Annotated in this window: 23 protein-coding genes; 11 read left to right on the forward strand and 12 right to left on the reverse strand. The window is 61.2% G+C overall.

From position 1 onward, the window contains the following. Positions 1–1,448, reverse strand: a 1,448-nt coding sequence (locus A3728_RS14045) for a DNA topoisomerase (ATP-hydrolyzing) (protein ID WP_150120815.1), incomplete at its 3' end; no start/stop codon positions are given. 199 nt (positions 1,449–1,647) lie between these two features. Between A3728_RS14045 and A3728_RS14050 the strand changes: the two genes are divergently transcribed. The 6 genes from A3728_RS14050 to A3728_RS14075 all read left to right on the forward strand — a co-directional run bounded on the left by A3728_RS14050 (position 1,648) and on the right by A3728_RS14075 (position 5,855). Continuing rightward, the gene (locus A3728_RS14050) at positions 1,648–2,271 is read left to right on the forward strand and encodes an SH3 domain-containing protein (RefSeq protein WP_067924894.1); all 624 of its coding nucleotides are present in this window, start codon (positions 1,648–1,650) and stop codon (positions 2,269–2,271) included. Between the two features lie 64 nt (positions 2,272–2,335). After that, positions 2,336–3,166, forward strand: a complete 831-nt coding sequence (locus tag A3728_RS14055; RefSeq protein WP_067924897.1) for an SDR family oxidoreductase — start codon at positions 2,336–2,338, stop codon at positions 3,164–3,166. Positions 3,167–3,225: 59 nt separating this feature from the next. Further along, positions 3,226–3,432 (forward strand): twin transmembrane helix small protein, encoded by a 207-nt coding sequence (locus A3728_RS14060; RefSeq protein ID WP_067924902.1) that lies wholly within the window; start codon positions 3,226–3,228, stop codon positions 3,430–3,432. After that, positions 3,432–4,004, forward strand: a complete 573-nt coding sequence (locus A3728_RS14065; RefSeq protein ID WP_067924905.1) for a cob(I)yrinic acid a,c-diamide adenosyltransferase — start codon at positions 3,432–3,434, stop codon at positions 4,002–4,004. The genes A3728_RS14060 and A3728_RS14065 overlap by 1 nt, the downstream gene beginning before the upstream one ends. Positions 4,005–4,170: 166 nt before the next feature. Further along, on the forward strand, positions 4,171–4,929 hold the full coding sequence (locus tag A3728_RS14070; RefSeq protein ID WP_067924908.1) for an electron transfer flavoprotein subunit beta/FixA family protein: 759 nt from the start codon (positions 4,171–4,173) through the stop codon (positions 4,927–4,929). Next, positions 4,929–5,855, forward strand: coding sequence for an electron transfer flavoprotein subunit alpha/FixB family protein (locus A3728_RS14075; RefSeq protein WP_067924910.1), 927 nt, complete (start codon positions 4,929–4,931; stop codon positions 5,853–5,855). Before A3728_RS14070 ends, A3728_RS14075 begins: the two co-directional genes overlap by 1 nt. Before the next feature lie 51 nt (positions 5,856–5,906). Here A3728_RS14075 and A3728_RS14080 read toward each other — a convergent pair whose 3' ends face one another. Continuing rightward, positions 5,907–6,740: a DUF6473 family protein gene (locus A3728_RS14080; protein ID WP_067924912.1), complete on the reverse strand. Its 834-nt coding sequence runs from the start codon at positions 6,738–6,740 to the stop codon at positions 5,907–5,909. Between the two features lie 154 nt (positions 6,741–6,894). Between A3728_RS14080 and A3728_RS14085 the strand changes: the two genes are divergently transcribed. Next, positions 6,895–7,770 carry a 3-hydroxybutyryl-CoA dehydrogenase gene (locus A3728_RS14085; RefSeq protein WP_067924915.1) on the forward strand — a complete coding sequence of 292 codons (876 nt, stop codon included), beginning with the start codon at positions 6,895–6,897 and terminating at the stop codon, positions 7,768–7,770. Between the two features lie 19 nt (positions 7,771–7,789). On the opposite strand, the gene A3728_RS14090 is transcribed toward A3728_RS14085, so the two are convergent. The 7 genes from A3728_RS14090 to A3728_RS14120 form a co-directional block, all read right to left on the reverse strand. Next, positions 7,790–8,641, reverse strand: coding sequence for a lysophospholipid acyltransferase family protein (locus A3728_RS14090; RefSeq protein WP_150120816.1), 852 nt, complete (start codon positions 8,639–8,641; stop codon positions 7,790–7,792). Between the two features lie 73 nt (positions 8,642–8,714). Beyond that, a complete protein-coding gene (locus A3728_RS14095; RefSeq protein WP_067924918.1) occupies positions 8,715–8,984 on the reverse strand; it encodes an HPr family phosphocarrier protein in 270 nt (89 codons plus the stop codon). Further along, positions 8,981–9,391 (reverse strand): PTS sugar transporter subunit IIA, encoded by a 411-nt coding sequence (locus A3728_RS14100; protein ID WP_067924921.1) that lies wholly within the window; start codon positions 9,389–9,391, stop codon positions 8,981–8,983. Before A3728_RS14100 ends, A3728_RS14095 begins: the two co-directional genes overlap by 4 nt. Beyond that, positions 9,388–10,281 carry an RNase adapter RapZ gene (gene rapZ, locus A3728_RS14105; protein ID WP_067924924.1) on the reverse strand — a complete coding sequence of 298 codons (894 nt, stop codon included), beginning with the start codon at positions 10,279–10,281 and terminating at the stop codon, positions 9,388–9,390. Before rapZ ends, A3728_RS14100 begins: the two co-directional genes overlap by 4 nt. Then, positions 10,274–10,735, reverse strand: a complete 462-nt coding sequence (locus tag A3728_RS14110) for an HPr kinase/phosphorylase (RefSeq protein WP_067924927.1) — start codon at positions 10,733–10,735, stop codon at positions 10,274–10,276. Before A3728_RS14110 ends, rapZ begins: the two co-directional genes overlap by 8 nt. A gap of 3 nt (positions 10,736–10,738) precedes the next feature. After that, positions 10,739–12,460, reverse strand: a complete 1,722-nt coding sequence (locus A3728_RS14115) for a sensor histidine kinase (RefSeq protein ID WP_201722157.1) — start codon at positions 12,458–12,460, stop codon at positions 10,739–10,741. A 4-nt stretch (positions 12,461–12,464) separates the two neighbouring features. Next, a complete protein-coding gene (locus A3728_RS14120; RefSeq protein ID WP_067924931.1) occupies positions 12,465–13,166 on the reverse strand; it encodes a response regulator transcription factor in 702 nt (233 codons plus the stop codon). A gap of 368 nt (positions 13,167–13,534) precedes the next feature. Here A3728_RS14120 and A3728_RS14125 point away from each other — a divergent pair, with 368 nt between their 5' ends. Beyond that, positions 13,535–15,133: a phosphoenolpyruvate carboxykinase gene (locus A3728_RS14125; RefSeq protein WP_067924934.1), complete on the forward strand. Its 1,599-nt coding sequence runs from the start codon at positions 13,535–13,537 to the stop codon at positions 15,131–15,133. 60 nt (positions 15,134–15,193) lie between these two features. Here the strand turns inward: A3728_RS14125 and A3728_RS14130 are convergent, their stop codons facing one another. Both A3728_RS14130 and A3728_RS14135 read right to left on the reverse strand, forming a co-directional pair. Further along, the gene (locus A3728_RS14130) at positions 15,194–15,910 is read right to left on the reverse strand and encodes a hypothetical protein (protein ID WP_067924937.1); all 717 of its coding nucleotides are present in this window, start codon (positions 15,908–15,910) and stop codon (positions 15,194–15,196) included. Positions 15,911–15,967: 57 nt separating this feature from the next. Then, a complete protein-coding gene (locus A3728_RS14135; RefSeq protein WP_236630512.1) occupies positions 15,968–16,813 on the reverse strand; it encodes a LysR family transcriptional regulator in 846 nt (281 codons plus the stop codon). A 251-nt stretch (positions 16,814–17,064) separates the two neighbouring features. On the opposite strand from A3728_RS14135, the gene A3728_RS14140 reads away from it, so the two are divergent. Then, positions 17,065–17,427: a helix-turn-helix domain-containing protein gene (locus A3728_RS14140; protein ID WP_067924948.1), complete on the forward strand. Its 363-nt coding sequence runs from the start codon at positions 17,065–17,067 to the stop codon at positions 17,425–17,427. Here the strand turns inward: A3728_RS14140 and A3728_RS14145 are convergent. Beyond that, positions 17,424–18,188 (reverse strand): sulfite exporter TauE/SafE family protein, encoded by a 765-nt coding sequence (locus A3728_RS14145; protein WP_067924949.1) that lies wholly within the window; start codon positions 18,186–18,188, stop codon positions 17,424–17,426. The genes A3728_RS14140 and A3728_RS14145 overlap by 4 nt on opposite strands. A gap of 144 nt (positions 18,189–18,332) precedes the next feature. On the opposite strand from A3728_RS14145, the gene A3728_RS14150 reads away from it, so the two are divergent. Together A3728_RS14150 and A3728_RS14155 are read left to right on the forward strand one after the other, a co-directional pair. Next, a complete protein-coding gene (locus A3728_RS14150; protein WP_067924951.1) occupies positions 18,333–20,018 on the forward strand; it encodes an acyl-CoA dehydrogenase family protein in 1,686 nt (561 codons plus the stop codon). 75 nt (positions 20,019–20,093) lie between these two features. After that, complete coding sequence (locus A3728_RS14155; protein ID WP_067924955.1) at positions 20,094–20,621, forward strand: TetR/AcrR family transcriptional regulator; 528 nt, start codon at positions 20,094–20,096, stop codon at positions 20,619–20,621.

The raw sequence follows: 20,621 nt of genomic DNA on the forward strand, positions 1-20,621 counted from the left end.
AGGTCCTCTAGCCCGGCGCGCTCCTCCATCAGAGCGGCCTGCTCGCGCAGCAGTTCCAGTTCCTCCAACCGACGCAGGGAGCGCAGGCGCATGTTCAGAATCGCATCCGCCTGAACCTCGCTCAGCTCACCCTCCCCCGGGGGCGGCGTGACGTAATCATCCTCATCCCGCGCCCGGACATGATCCCTGCCCCAGTCCTCGCGCATCAGGGCGGCCTTGGGGTCGTCGTCGTAGCGGATGATGTCGATCAAACGGTCAAGGTTCAGAAAGGCGATGATAAACCCTTCGAGAACCTCCAGCCGGTGATCGATCTTTTCCAGCCGATGCCGGGACCGCCGCTGCAACACTTCGCGCCGATGGTCGAGAAAGGCGCGCAGGACCTCTTTCATCGAACAGACCTTGGGCGTGACGCCGTCGATCAGCACGTTCATGTTGAGCGAGAAACGCACCTCCAGATCGGAGTTGCGGAACAGCATCCCCATGAGAAGTTCGGGATCGACGTTCTTGGACCGCGGTTCGATGATCATGCGCACATCATCGGCGGATTCATCTCGCACATCGCCCAGAATGGGGATCTTCTTGGTCTGGATCAGTTCGGCGATCTTTTCGATCAGGCGCGATTTCTGAACCTGATAGGGGATTTCCGTGATCACGATCTGCCACAGCCCACGACCGAGGTCTTCCACCTCCCACCGGCAGCGCAGGCGGAACCCGCCTTTGCCGGTCCGGTAGGCGGTCGCGATACTGTCGCGTGGTTCCACCAGAACGCCCCCCGTGGGAAAATCGGGGCCCGGCACGTAGTTGAGCAGCGTATCGTCCCGCGCATCCGGCGTCTTGATCAGGTGAAGACAGGCATCGCAAAGCTCGGCGATGTTATGCGGCGGTATGTTGGTCGCCATGCCGACGGCGATCCCGCTGGCCCCGTTCGCCAGCAGGTTCGGGAATTGCGCGGGCAGCACCTCCGGCTCCGTGAGGGTGCCATCGTAATTTTCGCGAAAGTTGACCGCGTTTTCGTTCAGCCCTTCGAGCATGGCCTCGGCCACGGCGGTCATCCGGGCTTCGGTATAGCGGCTCGCGGCGGGGTTATCGCCGTCGATATTGCCGAAGTTGCCCTGCCCGTCGACCAGCGGATAGCGCACGTTGAAATCCTGCGCCAGGCGCGCCATGGCATCGTAGATCGCTGCATCCCCGTGGGGGTGATAGTTGCCCATCACGTCGCCCGAGATCTTCGCCGACTTGCGAAAGCCCCCGTTCGAGGCAAGGCGCAGTTCCCGCATCGCGTAGAGGATCCGCCGGTGCACCGGCTTCAGACCGTCCCGGGCATCCGGCAGGGCACGGTGCATGATCGTGCTGAGCGCATAGGTCAGATACCTGTCGCCCAAGGCACGGCGCAGGGGTTCCGAGAGGCTGTTGCGGTCAGGTTCCGGAGGGGAGGTCACATCGGTCATGCGGTTGCTTAGCCAAAAGGGCAGAAACCGGCAAGCCGGGGAATAGCGCGGAGCATGCGAACTCCGACGCATAGGCGGCTATGCCGAATTGATAGGCCGTTCACTTTTAGCACCTAAAAGAGAATCACATAATCTGATATTGAACCGAGTGGGGGTTTCCGGCGTTAAGCCTCAAATCGCACGGGTTGAGGACAGTACAATGGGCAAATTTATTCTAGTGACCTTCGGCTTCATGGGTTGGGCCTTCTACGAGATGAGCGGCGGCGCCGATTTCGAACCTGCCAGCGTCCGTCTGGCCGAAGCGAGCCCCGTCACGCAAAAGGACCTTTCGGTGCCTGAAAGCGGCATCAGCATTCAGAGCGTGACACCGAAGGTGACCGCCGCCGTCGTCAAGGACGACAGCAAACTGCGCATCGACAATGCCGTCATGCGGTCTGACGTGGATCTGACGCAGATTTCCCAAGCGAAAGACACACGCCCTGCCCCGGCCTTTGAGCCGCAGAAAGCAAGCTTCAACCAACCCCAGCCTGCCGAGGCTCAAGAAACCGAAATCGTAATGCAGAGCCTGATCGCCACGGATGAGCCGGTACAGGCCACCAATGCCTCGCTTCAGACCCAGGCCGCAGGGGACGTGCGCATCGTATCGGGGACCCGTGTGAATGTGCGCGGCGGTCCGGGTACGAACTTCGATGTCGTATCCCAGGTGATCGAAGGTGACGCGGTCGAAGTGCTTGACGACAATGGCGACGGCTGGGTCCGCATGCGCTCTGTCGATGGCGGACCCGAAGGCTGGATCGCTGATTTCCTACTCGTCAACGGCTGACACCTTTCGGTTGCATTCATACTCTTTGCCGTGAAGATGGCCTCCGTTTTACGGGGGCCTTTTTATGTCTGCACGATCCATCCTCATCACCGGCTGCTCCTCCGGCATCGGTTATGCGGCAGCACATGGCCTGCGTGCGCGGGGGTGGACCGTCTTCGCCGCCTGCCGAAAGGAGGAAGACTGCGCGAAACTACGAGCCGAAGGCTTCATCAGCCCCCGCCTCGATTACAGCGACACCGAAACCATCGAAGCGGCGGTCACCCAAGTGCTGGAACATACCGGCGGCACCCTCGATGCGCTGTTCAACAACGGCGCACATGCGACACCGGGCGCAGTCGAAGACCTCCCCACGGAGGGGCTGCGCGCGATATTTGAAACCAACCTGTTCGGCTGGCACAGCCTGACCCGCCGCGTCCTTCCCGTGATGCGGGCGCAGGGCCACGGGCGAATCGTTCAGTGCTCCTCGGTTCTTGGCTTGGTGACGATGCCTTGGCGGGGCGCCTACAACGCGACGAAATTCGCGCTCGAAGGGCTTACCGACACGCTGCGGATCGAAATGCGCGATACCGGCATCCATGTCGTCCTCATCGAACCCGGGCCCGTCACATCGCGCATCAGGGCCAATTCCATCCCGCATTTCGAACGATGGATTGATTGGCGCGCCTCCCCCCGCAGGGCACGATACGAAAGCGAACTGATCGCGCGCCTCTACCGAGAGACCGACAAGCCGGATCCTTTCGAACTGCCCCCCGAGGCGGTCGTAAAGAAGCTGGTACACGCGCTGGAAGCACCCCGTCCACGTGCGCGATACTATGTCACGACGCCTACCTATCTCATGGGTTTTCTTAGAAGAATCCTGCCGACCCGGGCGCTCGACTGGGTGTTGAGCCGCTGAAAGCCCTTGCGCCCCCACCCTGCCCCGCTACATGACTTGGGCGACGGAAAGGAAGCCAGATGACATTCGATCCATTCTTCATTGTCGTTATAATCGCCGTCATTGCGGTTGTCGTCATCCTGATGTTCGGGCTCGGCGGCTTTGCCGGCGGCGGAGCCTTCAACCGGCGCAACAGCAACAAACTGATGCGGATGCGGATCATCGCCCAGTTCATCGCGGTGCTGCTCATCCTTGCCTACGTCTATTTCATGAAAGGCACCGGCTGATGGTTGTCCTGAACAAGATCTACACCCGCACCGGCGACAAGGGCGATACCGCGCTCGGCAATGGCGACCGCGTGGCAAAGCACGATCCGCGCGTCGAAGCCTATGGGACGGTCGACGAACTCAACAGTTTCGTGGGCGTCGCCCGGCTGGACGCGAAGGATGAAACGGACGCGGCCCTGTCGCGCATCCAGAACGACCTTTTCGATCTTGGCGCCGATCTGTGCCGCCCCGATATCGAAAAGGATGCCGAAGCCGAATATCCGCCCCTGCGCATCAGCGATGCACAAGTCGATCGGCTGGAGCGGGAAATCGACGTTATGAATGCCGAACTCGAACCTCTGCGCAGCTTCATCCTGCCGGGGGGCCGAAAGCTGGCCGCCGATCTTCATGTATGCCGTACCGTGGCACGGCGCGCTGAACGCCTGTCGGTGGAACTGGCCGGAAAGCAGGATGTGAACGGCGCTGCCGTTCGCTATCTCAACCGGCTGAGCGACTGGTTCTTCGTCGCCGCGCGCATGGCGAACAACGCCGGGGCCGATGATGTGCTCTGGGTGCCCGGCGCCAATCGGTAACCGCCACCTGCCGAGAAATACGGCCAAAACAGCGAAACGCGGCGTCGCGGCCCTCCGGGATGCCGATTTTGCCCTGTTTCAACAAGGCACGCTTCGTTAAACCGACGGGGAGAGTTCCAAGGATTTGGCCAAGGGTCGAGTCGCAAATCGAGGAGAGAAAACGCCCATGAAGGTATTGGTGCCTGTCAAACGCGTGATCGACTACAACGTGAAAGTGCGTGTCAAAGCGGACGGATCCGGTGTCGATCTTGCCAATGTGAAAATGTCCATGAACCCGTTCGACGAAATTTCCGTCGAGCAGGCGATCCGCCTCAAGGAAGCCGGTCAGGCGGACGAAGTCGTCGCCGTTTCAATCGGTGTGAAACAGGCACAGGAAACCCTGCGCACGGCACTGGCGATGGGCGCGGACCGGGCCATTCTCGTGGTGGCATCCGACGATGTGCACAAGGACATCGAGCCGCTGGCGGTCGCCAAGATCCTCAAGGCCATCGTCGAAGAGGAACAGCCCGGGCTGGTCCTCACAGGCAAGCAAGCGATCGACAATGACATGAACGCGACCGGCCAGATGCTGGCAGCCCTTCTGGGCTGGAGCCAGGCAACCTTTGCATCCAACGTCGAGATCGAAGGCGACAAGGCCAAGGTCACGCGCGAAGTTGACGGCGGCCTGCAGACGATCGAGGTTTCCATGCCCACCGTCGTTACCGTCGATCTGCGCCTGAACGAGCCGCGCTATGCGTCGCTGCCGAACATCATGAAGGCGAAGAAAAAGCCGCTGGAAGAAAAGACACCCGAAGACTACGGCGTCGATGTCTCCAACCGGCTCGAAATCATCAAGACGGTCGAACCCGAAGCACGCGCAGCGGGCATCAAGGTCGGTTCCGTGGATGAACTGGTGGCGAAACTCAAAGAAGCGGGGGCTGTGTAATGGCTGTTCTACTCCTTGCAGAAGTGACTGATGGCGAACTGTCCATGGATGCGACCGCCAAGGCGGTGACCGCAGCCAAACAGTTGGGCGATGTGACCGTACTTGCAGCGGGCGGTTCGGCGGCAGCGGCCGGCGAAGCGGCGGCAAAGATCGATGGTGTTTCCAAGGTGCTGGTCGCCGAGGACGCAACGCTCGGTCACCGCTTGGCGGAATCCACCGCCGCGCTGATCGTTTCGCTCGCCGGTGACTACGATCACATCGTGGCACCCGCCACGACCGACGCCAAGAACGTCATGCCGCGCGTGGCCGCGCTGCTGGACGTGCAGATTATCTCCGACGCTTCCGGCGTTGTCGATGCAGATACGTTCGAACGCCCGATCTACGCTGGCAACGCGGTGCAGACCGTGAAATCCAGCGACGCGAAGAAGGTCATCACCTTCCGCACTTCGACATTCGATGCAGCCGGTGAAGGCGGTTCCGCCTCGGTGGAAACGATCTCCGCTGCCGAAGACCCCGGTCTCAGCAGCTGGGTCGAGGACAAGGTTGCCGAAAGCGACCGGCCCGAGCTTACCTCCGCAGGCGTCGTCGTCTCCGGTGGTCGTGGCATCGGTTCCGAAGAGAACTTCGAACTGGTCGAAAAGCTGGCCGACAAGCTCGGGGCCGCCGTCGGTGCATCCCGCGCGGCTGTCGACTCCGGCTATGCCCCCAATGACTGGCAGGTCGGGCAGACCGGAAAGGTCGTGGCCCCCGATCTTTACATCGCTCTCGGCATTTCCGGCGCAATCCAGCATCTTGCCGGTATGAAAGACAGCAAGATCATCGTCGCCATCAACAAGGATGAGGAAGCGCCGATTTTCCAGGTCGCGGACTATGGCCTCGTGGCCGACCTCTTCGAGGCGGTGCCGGAACTGATCGAAAAGCTTTGATCCACGCTTGAACGAACGTCTGAAGGGCCTGTCGGAAACGATGGGCCCTTTCTACATCAGGGGCCGTATCGTTTGCGCCAGGGCTTCGGCGGCCTCGCGGTGGGCGCGAACGCCCAGCATGGAAGCCGCGGCGGGCAAATCCATTTCATCGCAATGCATCCCCGCGACGTCGCCTGCAGCCGCGCGCCCTGATATGACAACCTCTGTCAGGGCGGTGGCATCGCGCGCTACCCGGTCGACCATTCCACGCGTTACGAACATGGGGTCCGCCGTCATGGCACAACCGGGCCGGTCCATGCGCTGGGGCGGCGCGCCCCGTGCGAACCAGAACAACACGGATGGCCCTTCCGCCGCGCGCAGAAGGCTGCGCATCCGTTCTTCCCACAGCCCTTGCAGTTCTCGTCTTATCATCGCGACGCGTCTGGGCCCGGTACGATGAAGATGCATCAGCATATGCCGGGTAAAATGAAAATCTGCGAAGTCCACTTCGGGGTAGAGAAGGCGAAGCGGGGTCCGCGCGGAAACGAACCGGTCATTTCGCCGCCGGTGCACCGTGTAGAAACGGTTGCTCATGTTCTGCGCCCCGATGATCTGGAACACCCGCAAACGGGCCGCGGCGATCAGCTCCGCCACATCCGGATCGCTCAGGTGTGCATCCAGCCCGGCGTTACACAGGCCGAGGTTCACGCAATCGGTTTGGATCAGCCCCTCGACCAGCCGGGGGAAGGGATCGGGAATGAATTTGCCGAAAGTCTCCGTCCCCCCCACAAAGGCCACATAGGGGGCCGTGCCGTCCTTGGCCGGCCCGCGAAACCGCAGCCTGGACCGACCATGCCTGTAAAACTCGTAATCGAGCGTTCCGCCCCTCATGATTTCATAGGTCATCCGGCCCACCTTTCATCTCACCCGGGAACGGTTTGAAGCAGCGGATTTGCGATTTTCTTAAAGGGAGAATTGGACCGAAGCCTGCGGGTACGGCTGCCCTTGCGGCCCCGCCCCACACCAACCTATGTTAGGTCAAATGACCAAGGGGCAGAGCATGGAAATCCAGACAATCGGAATCGTTGGCGCGGGCCAGATGGGCAACGGGATCGCCCATGTGATGGCATTGGCCGGCTACGACGTTCTGCTGACGGACGTCAGCGAGGACGCCATGTCAGCCGCGATGGACACCATCGAAGGCAACATGAAGCGGCAGGTGGGCCGCGGGAAAATCTCCGAAGAGGATCAGCAGGCGGCCTTCGCGCGGATCAAGACGACGCCGACCCTGACCGATCTGGGCAAGAGCGATCTGATCATCGAAGCAGCCACCGAACGTGAGACGGTAAAGCAGGCCATTTTCGAGGATCTCATCCCGCATCTGAAGCCGACGACGATCCTGACATCCAACACGTCCTCCATCTCCATCACCCGGCTGGCGAGCCGGACCGACAGGCCGGAAAAGTTCATGGGCTTTCACTTCATGAACCCTGTTCCCGTGATGCAGCTGGTAGAGTTGATCCGGGGCATCGCAACGGATGAGGAAACCTTCAACGCCTGCAAAGAAGTGGTCGAACGTCTGAACAAGACCGCCGCATCGGCCGAAGATTTCCCCGCCTTCATCGTGAACCGCATTCTCATGCCGATGATCAACGAAGCGGTCTATACGCTCTACGAAGGCGTGGGCAACGTCAAGTCCATCGACAGTTCCATGAAGCTGGGCGCAAACCACCCCATGGGGCCGCTGGAGCTGGCGGATTTCATCGGACTGGACACCTGCCTTGCGATCATGAACGTGTTGCATGACGGGCTGGCGGATACCAAATACCGCCCCTGCCCCCTGCTCACCAAATATGTCGAAGCCGGCTGGCTTGGTCGCAAGACCGAGCGGGGGTTCTACGACTATCGCGGCGATGAACCGGTCCCCACGCGCTGAGGGGCGGCGGTCTCGCGCCCTAACCTTCGAGTTGGAGCGTATGCGCCCGTAGCCACGCCATGAAGGCGCGCGGGTCTTCGGCGCGGGCGTCAATCTCTGCCCGGGGGATCGGCCTGCCCACGACAGGCGCCTGTGGCTTCCCACAAGCATGGACGATTTCGTGCAGCAGCAGCCCTTGCCGCAGAATCGGGCTGAGGCGATTGGCAATCTGATAGGCGCGGCTGTTCTGCCCGGGGAACATTATGGGCACTACGGTCGCACCGGAGCGCCGGATCATCTTCGCGGTAAAGACGTTCCATTCCGCCTCTACCGCGGGGCCGAACCAGCTTTGGGAGGCGGCCACCACGCCCGAGGGGAACAGGGCAACCAGACCGCCATCGGCCAGATGCTTCATAGCCTTCGCGCGCATTTCCACACCCTTCCGCTGGGCGTCGGCTTCATGCGGGAAGGGCACCGGGATCATGTAGCTGCCCGCGACTTCGTCGATCGATGTCAGCAGGGACCGGGTGAGAATTCGGTAATCCGGGCGTACCCGACCGATAAGATCGGCAAAGATCATACCATCGACCATGCCATGCGGGTGGTTGGCCACCACGACAGTCGGCCCTTCGCGGGGAATACGGTCGAGCTGTTCCTGCGGGGTGAACAGCTCAATCTCCATAATGTCGAGGGCCGCCCGCCAGAACGCCTGCCCTGCGGGCACGCCTCGCTTCTCGAACTGGCGGGTCATCCTGAGGACGGAAAGCTTTCCCGTCATCAGTTCGATCCCCTTGATCACAGCCGATTGCCACGGGCTGTCGAAGGTAGAGGCATAGGACAGACTGCGCCTGTCGTACTTGAAGGGTGTATCCTCAGGCGGTGCGTGGGCCATGTCAGGGCGGATCGGTCGCGATGTATCGTTCATCGACATGAGCGTACCCTGCTTGCTATGGGGCCCCGCTGGCTCAGGACCCTTCCCCGAACTTGTCCGCAACAAGGGCCCGGAGCGCTTCGGCCAAAGCCTCTTCGTCAGGGCCGGAGGTTTGCACTTCGATCACGCTGCCCCGTGCCGCAGCCAGCATCAGAAGCCCCATGATACTGTCACCAGAGGCAGACATGCCATCCTTGGCGACCTCGGCCTGCGCATCGAAGGCTTCCACCACCTCGACCAGCTTGGCCGAGGCGCGCGCGTGCAGCCCCTTTTCGTTTACGATTTCAAGCTTGATCTGCGTCATACTGCCTTACCCCGTTCCGCCACACTGACGTTCTGGGCATCGATGTATTTCTTTCCCGCTTCAAGGGCAGAGCGCACCGCGGTCGGCACGTCGAGATGGCGCGATTTCGCCAGTTTGATCAGCATTGGCAAATTGGCGCCGTAGATGATGCGCCGGTTTTCCGGTCGGCACGCCTGCATGCTGAGGTTCGAAGGCGACCCCCCGAAAAGATCAGTGACCACGACGACGCCTGCCCCCTGATCGACTTCGTCAGCGGCGGCGCAGATCTCGCGCTCTTTCGCGGGGCGGTCATGGTCGGCCTGGATGGCAATCGCCCGGACCCCGTGCAGCGAACCCACGACATGCTCGATGGCCGCAAGATATTCCTGCGCCAGTCCGCCGTGTGCCACGATCACAATACCAATCACGTCCGCGCCTCATCATGATGCTGCCGGTCCAGTTCGCGATGCCTAATTGACACTTGCCACCCCTTCTCCGCAAGGCTCTTTGCGTGGTGTTCGGCCAGCGTGACGGAACGATGTTGTCCTCCCGTACAGCCAAAAGCGATGGCAAAATGAGACTTTCCCTCATTCTGGTAGGCAGGCAGCAGGAGCAGGTTGAGATCGAGCACTTGTTGCGCGAACGCCTCGTAGAGCGGATCGGCCATCACATGTTCGGCCACTTTCGCCTCGGTCCCGTTGTGGGGGCGCAAGGCGGGTACCCAGTAGGGATTGCGCAGAAAGCGACAGTCAAAGACCGTATCGACGCTGCGCGGCAGGCCGCGCTTGTATGAAAACGACTGCACCGAAACACTCAGGTGATGCGCGCCACCGGGAGCGAACCAATGCTCTACCTCTGTGCGAAGCTGATGCACATTCAGGTCCGTCGTGTCGATCAGCACATCGGCCCGCGTGCGAAACGGTTTCAGCAATTCCTGTTCACGCCGGATACCGTCGGCCGGGCGGGCGGAGGGTGCCAGCGGGTGCCGCCGCCGGGTTTCGGAAAAACGCCGGAGCAGCACATCGGTCGAACAATCGAGGTAGAGCAGTTCCACCTTCATCCCGTCCTGCGCCGACATCTCCACCATTAGGTCGAGCACGGTATCGGTGGAAAAATCGCGATTGCGCGCATCGATACCCAATGCGATGGGGCCGGCATGGGTGGTATCGCCCAGCAGCGATGGCAGCATCCGAAGCGGCAGATTGTCGATCGCTTCGAATCCGGCGTCTTCCAGCACGTTCAGGGCGGAGGAACGCCCTGCGCCGGATGGCCCCGTGACAAAGACGAGGCGGCGTGGAGAGGTGGCCAGTTCAGTCATCGAAGCGCTTCATACCGCCTTTCATATAAAGAAGCAGCGCCGCCGCGAAATGGGGGCTATCGGCATTGTGAAGACAGGGCAAAGTCACCCCCAGATAGGTCCGAATATGACGTTCGGGCAGACGTGCTTTTTCTTCGGTACCCATGTCCACGACCGCCGCCAAAACCACCCCGGATTGCGCAGGATGTACCAACAGCCCCACCCCGCGCGCTTCGATCACTCCGGCAATGGCCCCGGGGGCCGTTGCGGCAAGATGACCATCGGTCCGCTTCAGCACCGTGCGGTCATCGGCAACCAGTTGCGCCCCGAGCGACAGAAGTCGCAATGAGAGAGAAGACTTTCCGCTGCCCGATGGCCCGATAATCAGAAGGCCCCTGCCATCGATGGCGACACAGCTGCCGTGGACCGTGATACTCGTCGGTGAACCCTCGGGCGATGCGACGCTTTCGCGCATGTGTCAGGTCGGCAGACCCACGACGAAGCGCGCACCAAGCGGATCGGAGGTGATATCGGCCTCCGTCGGGCGAATGTTCTCCGCCCAGATGACGCCGCCGTGGGCCTCCACGATCTGCTTGGAAATGGCGAGCCCGAGGCCGGAGTTGTTGCCGAAATGCTCTTCGGGGCGCTGGGAATAGAAGCGCTTGAAGATCTTGGACAGGGCCTGATCGGGAATGCCCGGGCCGGTATCCTCTACCACGATAAGGACGCGGTTTTCACGCTTGCGGGCCCAGACGCGAATGGCGTCCCCGTCTTCGCAGAAGGAAATGGCGTTGGTGATCAGGTTCACGAAGACCTGCGCGAGCCGCGCCTCCAACCCGTGCACGATGACCGGGCTATCCGGCAGGTCTGTGATGAAATCGATGCCCTTGCTCTTGGCATCCTCGCCAAGGTACTGGCCCAGATTGCCGAGCATCTGGAGAAGATCGAAGGGTTCTTCCTCTTCCTTGACGAGTTCGCTGTCCAGACGGGAGGCATTGGAAATGTCGCTCACCAGCCGGTCCAGCCGCCGTACGTCATGGTCGATCACGTCCAGCAGCTTCTGGCGCTGGTCGTCGCGCTTGATCACCCGCAGCGTGCCCACGGCGGAACGCAGAGATGCGAGCGGGTTCTTGATTTCATGGGCAACGTCGGCCGCGAATTGTTCGTTTCCGTCGATACGGTTGTAAAGCGCGGACACCATGCCCCGCAGCGCGCCGGACAGCCGCCCGATTTCGTCAGGGCGGGCGGTCAGGTCGGGGATACGGATGCGCCCAGGGTTCATCTTCCGTGCGTCCCGGTCGCGGCTCAACTCGGCGGCGGCGGCCAGATCGGCAAGCGGATTGGCAATGGTGGAGGCCAGCACGAGGCTGAGGCCGATGCTCACCAATGTCGCGATCACGAACATCTGAAGCACGCGCTCCCGCTCGCTCCTGACAAGGCTGTCGATCTCTCCCGTGGCACTCGCCACCGCAACGGCCCCGACCGCGCGACCGGCCTGTTCGATCGGGGTCACGACGGTAAAGAGCGTGCCGCCCGTTGCATCGATCCCGTCTTCGATCTGGGTGCCGTTCGTCAGGCTGTTTGCCACGAGGCTCCGCAATTGCTCTTCAACCGGCAGGATCGGTTGCCCGGGCCCTTGAAAGGGCGAGGAAACCTTTTGCCACAACCAGTTGAGACCGTCGGTCAGGATGGTTCGATCTGCATTCTCGGGGCCCGAGACACGCTCCGGAAATTCCTTGCCCCCTTCCGTACGCGCGATAAGCGTTTCGGACGGATCATAAACATATACCTCGATCCCGTTGCGCAGATCGAGTTGCCCCAGTGTCGTGGACACGTCCACGCCATCGCCGGTCGCAAGGCTGACAGGCGCACCGGCGGGCAACTGCGCCTCGATCACGTCGGCGATCAGCTCCGCTTCGGCGACCAGCGAAGCGGCGCGTTGCAATGCAAGACTGTCCCGCGAGGAGTTCAGATAGAGAATGCCCGCGACGAGCACGTTGAGGGCGATGAGGTTGAAAGTGATGATCTTGCGCGTCAGGGGCGAGGCGCGCAGGGAAAACAGCCCGCGCCGCTGTCGCCGCGCGATCAGTTCGCCGGAGGCTTCACTATCCGGCGCGACCCAATCGTCGCCGAGGACAACATCGCCGTCCCGTGTCGGAGGAGACAGATCCCGCACGAAATTCCTTTCGACCACCGCCATCAGGTCACTCTTCGTTGTATCTGTAACCGATACCGTAGAGGGTCTCAATCGCGGAGAAGTCATTGTCAGCGGTCCGCATCTTCTTGCGAAGGCGCTTGATGTGGCTGTCGATCGTGCGGTCGTCCACATAAACCTGATCGTCGTAGGCCACGTCCATCAACTGGTCGCGCGACTTCACGAAACCGGGCCGTTGGGCGAGCGCCTGAAGCAGCAGGAATTCCGTCACGGTGAGCGAGACATCCTTGCCTTTCCAGCTGACCGAATGGCGCAGCGGATCCATCCGCAGGTCGCCCCGTTCCATCACCTTGGTTTCCTCGGTGTCGCCGACCATGTCGGTGTCCACCGCGTCCTGACGGCGCAGCAGCGCCCGGATGCGTTCCACCAGGAGGCGCTGGCTGAAGGGCTTCTTGACGTAATCGTCGGCACCCATCCGAAGGCCGAGCACCTCGTCGATCTCGTCATCCTTGGAGGTGAGGAAGATGACGGGCATCGCCGTCTTCTGGCGGAGCCGCTGCAACAGGTCCATCCCGTCCATGCGGGGCATCTTGATGTCCAGCACCGCCATGTCAGGTAGTTTCTTGTTGAACGCATCCAGCGCCGCCTGACCGTCGTTATAAGTCTCCACCTCGAAGCCTTCGGCCTCCAGCGTCATCGAGACGGACGTCAGGATATTCCTGTCGTCGTCGACCAATGCTATCTTGGACATCGCCTGTTTCCTTGTGCTGCTCAATACACGTATTATTTTTGGGTCATTGATCCCCAATGTCGCCAGTCGAATCAATGGCTAAGTGCGAATCGGCCTGCCCACGCGTTCCATTTCCGCCACAATTTGGTTAGGGATGGCTAAATTGCCGCACTTTCACGCGTGACGTGCCCCCGATCCTCGCTTGCGTCGCAAACCATGTAAGGACCGGGCGCCAAACTTCGCCATGGTGGCGCTAACTACCCCGAACCCGCCTGTTCATCTTTGGAATCGACGTGCTAAGAGGCAGGCGAGCCCCGCCGGGGCAGGGGCTGTCCCGGCCCGCAAAGCCAATCGTTCGCCGCCCATGGCGCGCCACAGGAGACACATACATGACATCAGGACGGGTCAACCCGCAGTTCCGCCTAGAGGATCAGGGCATCACAGGGCTGGGCAATGTCTATTACAACCTGATGGAGCCTGCGCTGGTCGAAACCGCCCTTTCCCGGGGCGAAGGCACACTTGGCCGCGGGGGCGCTTTCCTCGTGACCACGGGCAAGTTCACCGGCCGGTCGCCCAAGGACAAGCATGTGGTCAAGACCGACAGCGTGGCCGATTCCATCTGGTGGGACAACAACGCCGCCATGACGCCCGAAGGTTTCGATGCCCTTCACAAGGACATGCTGGAGCACATGAAGGGCAAGGACTACTTCGTCCAGGATCTGGTGGGCGGCGCGGATCCGCGCCACGCTATCAATGTGCGCATGGTCACCGAACTGGCATGGCACGGTCTTTTCATTCGGCACATGCTGCGCCGGCCCGACCGTGCCGATCTCGACAGTTTCACGGCCGACTTCACGGTCATCAACTGCCCGTCCTTCCGCGCCGACCCCAAAAAGCATGATTGCCGGTCCGAAACCGTGATCGCCATGAACTTCGATCGCAAGATGATCCTCATCGGTGGCACCGAATACGCGGGCGAGAACAAGAAATCGGTGTTCACGCTGCTGAACTACCTGCTGCCGGAAAAGGGCGTCATGCCCATGCATTGTTCCGCAAACCATGCGAACGGCAACCCGGTGGATACCGCCGTTTTCTTCGGCCTGTCGGGCACGGGCAAGACCACCCTCTCCGCCGACCCCGAACGGACCCTGATCGGAGACGACGAACACGGCTGGTCCGATCACGGCACCTTCAACTTCGAAGGTGGCTGCTACGCCAAGACGATCAACCTCAGCCCCGAAGCGGAGCCCGAGATCTACGCCACAACCGAGAAGTTCGGCACGGTGATCGAGAACATGGTGTTCGATGAGGAAACCAAGGAGCTCGACTTCGAGGACGACAGCCTGACGGCCAACATGCGCTGCGCCTATCCGCTGCACTATATTTCCAACGCTTCCACGAAGGCCACGGGCGGGCACCCGAAGAACATCATCATGCTGACCTGTGACGCTTTCGGCGTCCTGCCCCCCATCGCGCGGCTCACCCCCGCGCAGGCGATGTACCACTTCCTCTCCGGTTTCACCTCCAAGGTGGCGGGGACCGAACGCGGTGTGACCGAGCCGGAGCCCACGTTTTCCACCTGTTTCGGGGCGCCTTTCATGCCGCGCCGGCCCGAAGTCTACGGCAGGCTGCTGCGGGATAAGATCGCCCAGCACGGTGCAACCTGCTGGCTCGTCAATACCGGCTGGACCGGCGGCGCCTATGGCACAGGTTCCCGCATGCCGATCAAGGCGACGCGGGCGCTGCTGACCGCCGCCCTGGACGGTTCGCTGGCCGATGCGGAATACCGCAAGGACAAGAACTTCGGTTTCGAAGTTCCGGTTTCGGTCAACGGCGTTGCCGATATCCTGCTGGATCCGCGCCGCACCTGGGATAATCCGGAGGCCTATGACCGGCAGGCGGCGAAACTGATCGCCATGTTCTCGAACAACTTCGAGCAATACCTGCCGCATATCGACGATGACGTGCGCGCCGCCGCCATCGGCTGATCTAGCTTCGTTATTCGGCTGGGGCCGCGTGCGGCGCGGTCCCCTGCCCCTGCGGCGCGCTCAGGCCGCCATCGGCACCAGTTCGGCCAAAGGCATATCGAGGATGTAGTGCAGATCCTCACGGTGCATGTAGACCATGAAACCTTCGATCGGCGTTTCCTTACCCTGAAGGAACCATCGCAGCGCGCCCGGTTCGGAATGCATGTACCCATGGCGTTCGGCAAAGCCCTTGAACGCCACGGACCGTTGCATGAAACCGAAGACGTAATCCGGATCCCAACGGTGCATCGCCTCCAGAAAGGCATAGCGCCCCAGTATGCTGGACAGCCCGCTGCCACGGAACTGGCCGGGCGAACCGCCGATCCAGAACTCGCCATGATAGGCGATACAGCCCCTCATCCGTTGCGCCCCCGGCCCTGCCCGATACCGTGACCGCTCAAGGTCCAGACCGTCCACGGCGGGGGGAAAGTCGCGAAAGCCGTGGCGCATGTAATCGCCAAGGCTGCGCGCCCCTGTATCCAGAACCCGCATGGCCTGCGTGTGCATCAGCTTGCCTTCGCCATCGTGACCCAATAGCCAAAAGGCGTTTTCCGATCCCAGATCGTGCCTGTCGGGGTCGAACGGAGCACCGATCACCTGATCAGGACGCGCCATGGCAAGCAAGTCACGGTATTCATCGAAATCTGTACCTGTCGTGATTGTGATGCCGAGTCGGTTCAGGATTTCGGTGCTACTAGCTAGGAATCTTTCATCGTTTTGAAAATTGTGCAGCGTCATAAGGGCTCCTATCGGGCAGACTACGGCCCGACATTATCCCATTATGCGGCATAACGCTCAAATATTGCAGGCTGACGCTTCAAAGGAAGTGGTCGCATCCAGCGGCATCGCCTCCAACACGGACTGGTCGAGACCGGCAATCCCGATCTTTTCGGACCGGTCCACCACCGCGATCAGCGCGAAACTGCCGTCGGGAAAGCGCCCGCCCAGCAAAAGCCGCTGATAGGCGACGGGAACAGGTTTCCCCCCCTTTTCACGCGGCAGACGCGTCACGACCTCATCCAGCCGCACCCCGCGGGAGGCCTGAATTTCACGAAAGGGCTGTTCCAGCATCTGGGCAAAATCCTCGCCCCCCGGGAACTCCCCTAATGGGCGCCCGATGGCGCTGCGCGCATCACGCCAGCCCCACCAGCGTGAGTAAAAGGATTCCTCCCCCAATTCCACGCAGATCCAGCCGCTGGGACTGTCGCGGTAGACAAGTACATGGGGGCGAATCTTGGCCATGCCCTTGTCTTCCAGCCAGCCCCCGCTGCGGGCCCATGCCACGGTGGCCTCTCGCAAAAGCGGCGAATCGGCATCCCAGATGTTCGAAATCGGCTGATGCTGCTGGTAAAAACTCCATCCGTTCGTCTCGTGATGGGCGAGTCGCGACAGACCTTCGGTGTGGTAGGACTGCCCCCGAACCCAGTATTTCCCCCGCGAAACGAGCTCCCGCGCTTCGGGAAGCGCGGCGCGACCGGCCTCCGTCAGGTGATAGCGCCTGTCCTCCACCACGAAAAGCGTTACACCCATCTGCTCTTCGAGCGCCATGATGTGACGGCGCAGCGTCTGGCGCGTGCTTCCAAGCTCCTTGACCGCAATCGTCAGGTTCAGCGTATGCGCCAGCATCAGAAATGAGCGCATCATCTCAAACAATAAGGGGGGAACGGCTTGCTCTTCACCGTTCGCATGCCGAGCGGATTCTGTCATTTCAACCTCTGATTTACTATCTAACGGTACTTAAATCATACGTCAGTGCAACAAGGATCATACTATAATGTACATATTATCTTATAAACAGGGTACATACATCTTCATAATTTGTTTGAATCTATCCAGTTGAATACATGCTGAAATTTCTTATTCACTAAGGTGCGTTCAACCAGAGGTATTCTATGTCCCATCCCGTCGATATCCACGTCGGACAGAAGCTGAAGCAGATCCGTACGCTTAGGCGTCTGTCGCAAACCGATGTTGCCCGGCAGCTCAACCTGTCGTTCCAGCAAATCCAGAAATACGAAATCGGGTCCAACCGGGTTGCCGCCAGCAGATTGTTCGAACTGGCGCAAATACTCGATGTGACGCCGTCGTACTTTTTCGAAGGCCTGCATGACAATGCCAACGCCGCCCCGGCGAAGGACACCAACATGCAAATCGTGACAGCTCTTGCCGCGATTCAGGACGATGCAGTGAAAAACCGCATTGTCACGTTCATCGAAGATGTCTCCGGTGTCACCGTCGCGCGGCAGATGCCCTAGAAAAAGGCACGCCGCAGCAGGTTCAACCCGGCCAGCAGCAGCACGAAAAGCGTCGCGCGCCGGAATGTGTCCTGATCGAACCGGTCGGAAACCAGCCCGCCAATCCACATGCCCAGCGCCGCGGGGATGACCAGCGTCGCGGAAAATGGCGCGGTTTCGGCCCTCAGCACCCCTGAACCGATATGCGCCCCCATGAGCGCGACAGCCCCCAGCCCGTATATCACGCCCTGAATGCGCATCTGGTCCCGCTTCGCCGTTTCCAGTGCCGTCAGATAGGCCACGGTCGGTGGCCCCCAGATCCCCGAAACGCCACCGATCAACCCGGCGAACCCGCCGACGGAAGCCTCCAGCGCCGGGGTTTTCCGAACGCCCTTGAACCGGTAACCGCTCAGCTGCAGCAGGGCAAAGAGGACGACCGGCGCTCCGATGATCAACAGCATCGCGCGGTCTGAGACGAGCCTTACCATCTGGGCCGACGCAAAAAGCGTGATCCCCCCCACCAGCAGAAACACCCGAAACCGGACGATCGATTCCCACGCCGCCGCAAATCCCTGCCGCAGCGCCTGCATCGCGTTGGAGACCAGCGTGGGCAGAATCAGCCCGGCCAAGGCAAGCTCCGGCGACATGAACGTTGTAAGGCCCGAAATGAGGACAAGAGGCATGGCGAAACCGACCACCCCTTTCACAAAGCCCGCAAGCACCGCGATACCCAGTGCAAAAAGAAATTCGGAAACCGATACCAGAGCGAAAATACTGTCCATGCGGCCTACATATCACCTGCATCCGGCGCTGCACGGGCAAAAACGCTGCGCAACTTTTGACCAAAACGACGCAGCAAAACGTATTTTTATTGTGCTGCACCTGCGAAGAAGGTATCCCCGGGCCAAGCTGCAAAGGAGAGATTCATGCCACATGACGGTCAGGACATGCCCATGCAAGATAGCGCCCTTCTCGCCGGTCTTCTGGACCTGACACGCGCGGCCATCGCCCCGGTGGACGCCGTGCTGGAACGTGCGGTCGATACCGTTCGCGGGACGGTCAGCGAAAACGGCAAGGTCTCCGCCGCGTTGATTGAACGCCACCAGACCGCCGCCCACGGGCTGGCGTGGCTGGCGACATATGCGCAGGCCCTGCGGCAGATGCAGACCTGGGCGGAGAAACTGGCGGCAGAAGGCCGCTTCGGCGAGACCGAGCAGTTGCTGCACCAGATCGCATTCGGCGAATACCTCAACCAGATCGCCGGCGGCATCCAGATGAACCAGGGTGAGGTTCTTCGGCTGCAGGATCTGGGCCTTTCCGAAGAGGACATCTCCAACCTCTCCACGCAGGAGGTTCGCCATCTCTGCCGCGCCGCCAATACTCAGGACGCGCGCAGCCAGCTTGTTCGCCAGATGCAGGAACATGCCGCCAACGCCACGGTCGGCGCCTCCGGGCTCGATGAGGAACTGGAGATGATCCGCGACCAGTTCCGCCGCTACGCCGCGCAAAAGGTCGAACCCTTCGCCCACGAATGGCACCTGAAGGACGAGCTGATCCCCATGGAGGTGATCGAGGAGCTGGCGGAGATGGGTGTCTTTGGGCTGACCATCCCGGAAGAATACGGCGGCTTCGGCCTGTCCAAAGCCTCCATGTGCGTCGTGTCGGAAGAGCTTTCGCGCGGCTACATCGGTGTCGGCAGCCTCGGCACCCGGTCGGAAATCGCGGCGGAGCTGATCCTTGCGGGCGGCACGGATGAGCAGAAGGCGAAATGGCTGCCCCGTATCGCAAGTGCGGAGACATTGCCCACCGCCGTCTTCACCGAACCCAATACGGGTTCCGATCTGGGCTCGCTCAGGACCCGGGCCGTGAAGGAAGGTGAAGACTATCGTATCACCGGCAACAAGACATGGATCACCCATGCCGCGCGCACCCATGTGATGACCCTGCTGGCCCGGACCGATCCGGACACCAGCGATTACCGTGGGCTTTCCATGTTCCTCGCCGAAAAGACCCCCGGGGACGATGCCGATCCCTTCCCGACAGAAGGCATGACCGGGGGCGAGATCGAAGTGCTCGGCTATCGCGGCATGAAGGAATACGAACTGGGTTTCGACGGCTTCCACGTGAAGGGCGAAAACCTGCTGGGCGGTGTCGAAGGCAAGGGTTTCAAACAACTGATGGAAACCTTTGAAAGCGCCCGTATCCAGACGGCGGCGCGCGCCATCGGTGTCGCGCAGTCCGCGCTCGATATCTCGATGCAATATGCGCAAGACCGCAAGCAGTTCGGCAAGGCGTTGATCGAATTCCCCCGGGTCTCTTCCAAGCTGGCGATGATGGCGGTGGAGATCATGGTGGCACGACAGCTCACCTATTTCAGCGCCTTCGAGAAGGATCAGGGGCGCCGCTGCGATGTGGAGGCGGGCATGGCCAAGCTTCTGGGCGCGCGCGTGGCGTGGGCGGCAGCGGACAACGGTTTGCAGATCCACGGCGGCAACGGGTTCGCGCTGGAATACAAGATCAGCCGCGTTCTGTGCGATGCACGTATCCTGAATATCTTTGAAGGTGCTGCGGAAATTCAGGCGCAGGTGATCGCCCGGCGTCTACTGGGCTAAGGCCACGGCGGTCGGCAATCCGCCGACCCGAGAACCGCCTCTTGTTTCGCGGGGTGCTCCATCCTATGCACGGATATGAGCACCCATCGCCTGACACCTGATATCTGGCTTGCCGTGGGCCTGCAGGCCTTGCAGGAGCAGGGACCACGCGCGCTGGCCGCCGAGCCGCTCGCGCGCAGGCTCAATACCACAAAGGGATCGTTTTACTGGCATTTCCCCGATGTGCCCGCATTTCAGGCGGCCCTGCTGGATATGTGGTGCCGGGAGGCCGAAGCCGCGCTTCTGACCGCTCGTCAGAAAGCGGCGCCCGCGGATCGGAAGCTTCGTGATTTCTGCGATTCCCTGCTGTCTGACCCTAATGAACAGAGCATGCGCCTCTGGGCCGGCTCCGACGCCGGAGTGGCGACCCGCCTACGCGCGCTGGATGCAGAACGACTGGAACATGTGACCGAACTGCTGCGAGAGCTTGGGCTTGGCAACAGGGGCTTCGCCCTTGCCCTGCTGGGCACAATCGTCGGTCTTCCGCTCACACAAGGCACTGATCCGGCCCAACGGCTCCATGCCGTCGAAACGATGATCGATACCGTGCTCGCCCTGACCTGA

Origin of the sequence: Sulfitobacter sp. HI0040 (assembly GCF_001634885.1) — a bacterium.
Lineage (GTDB): Bacteria > Pseudomonadota > Alphaproteobacteria > Rhodobacterales > Rhodobacteraceae > Sulfitobacter.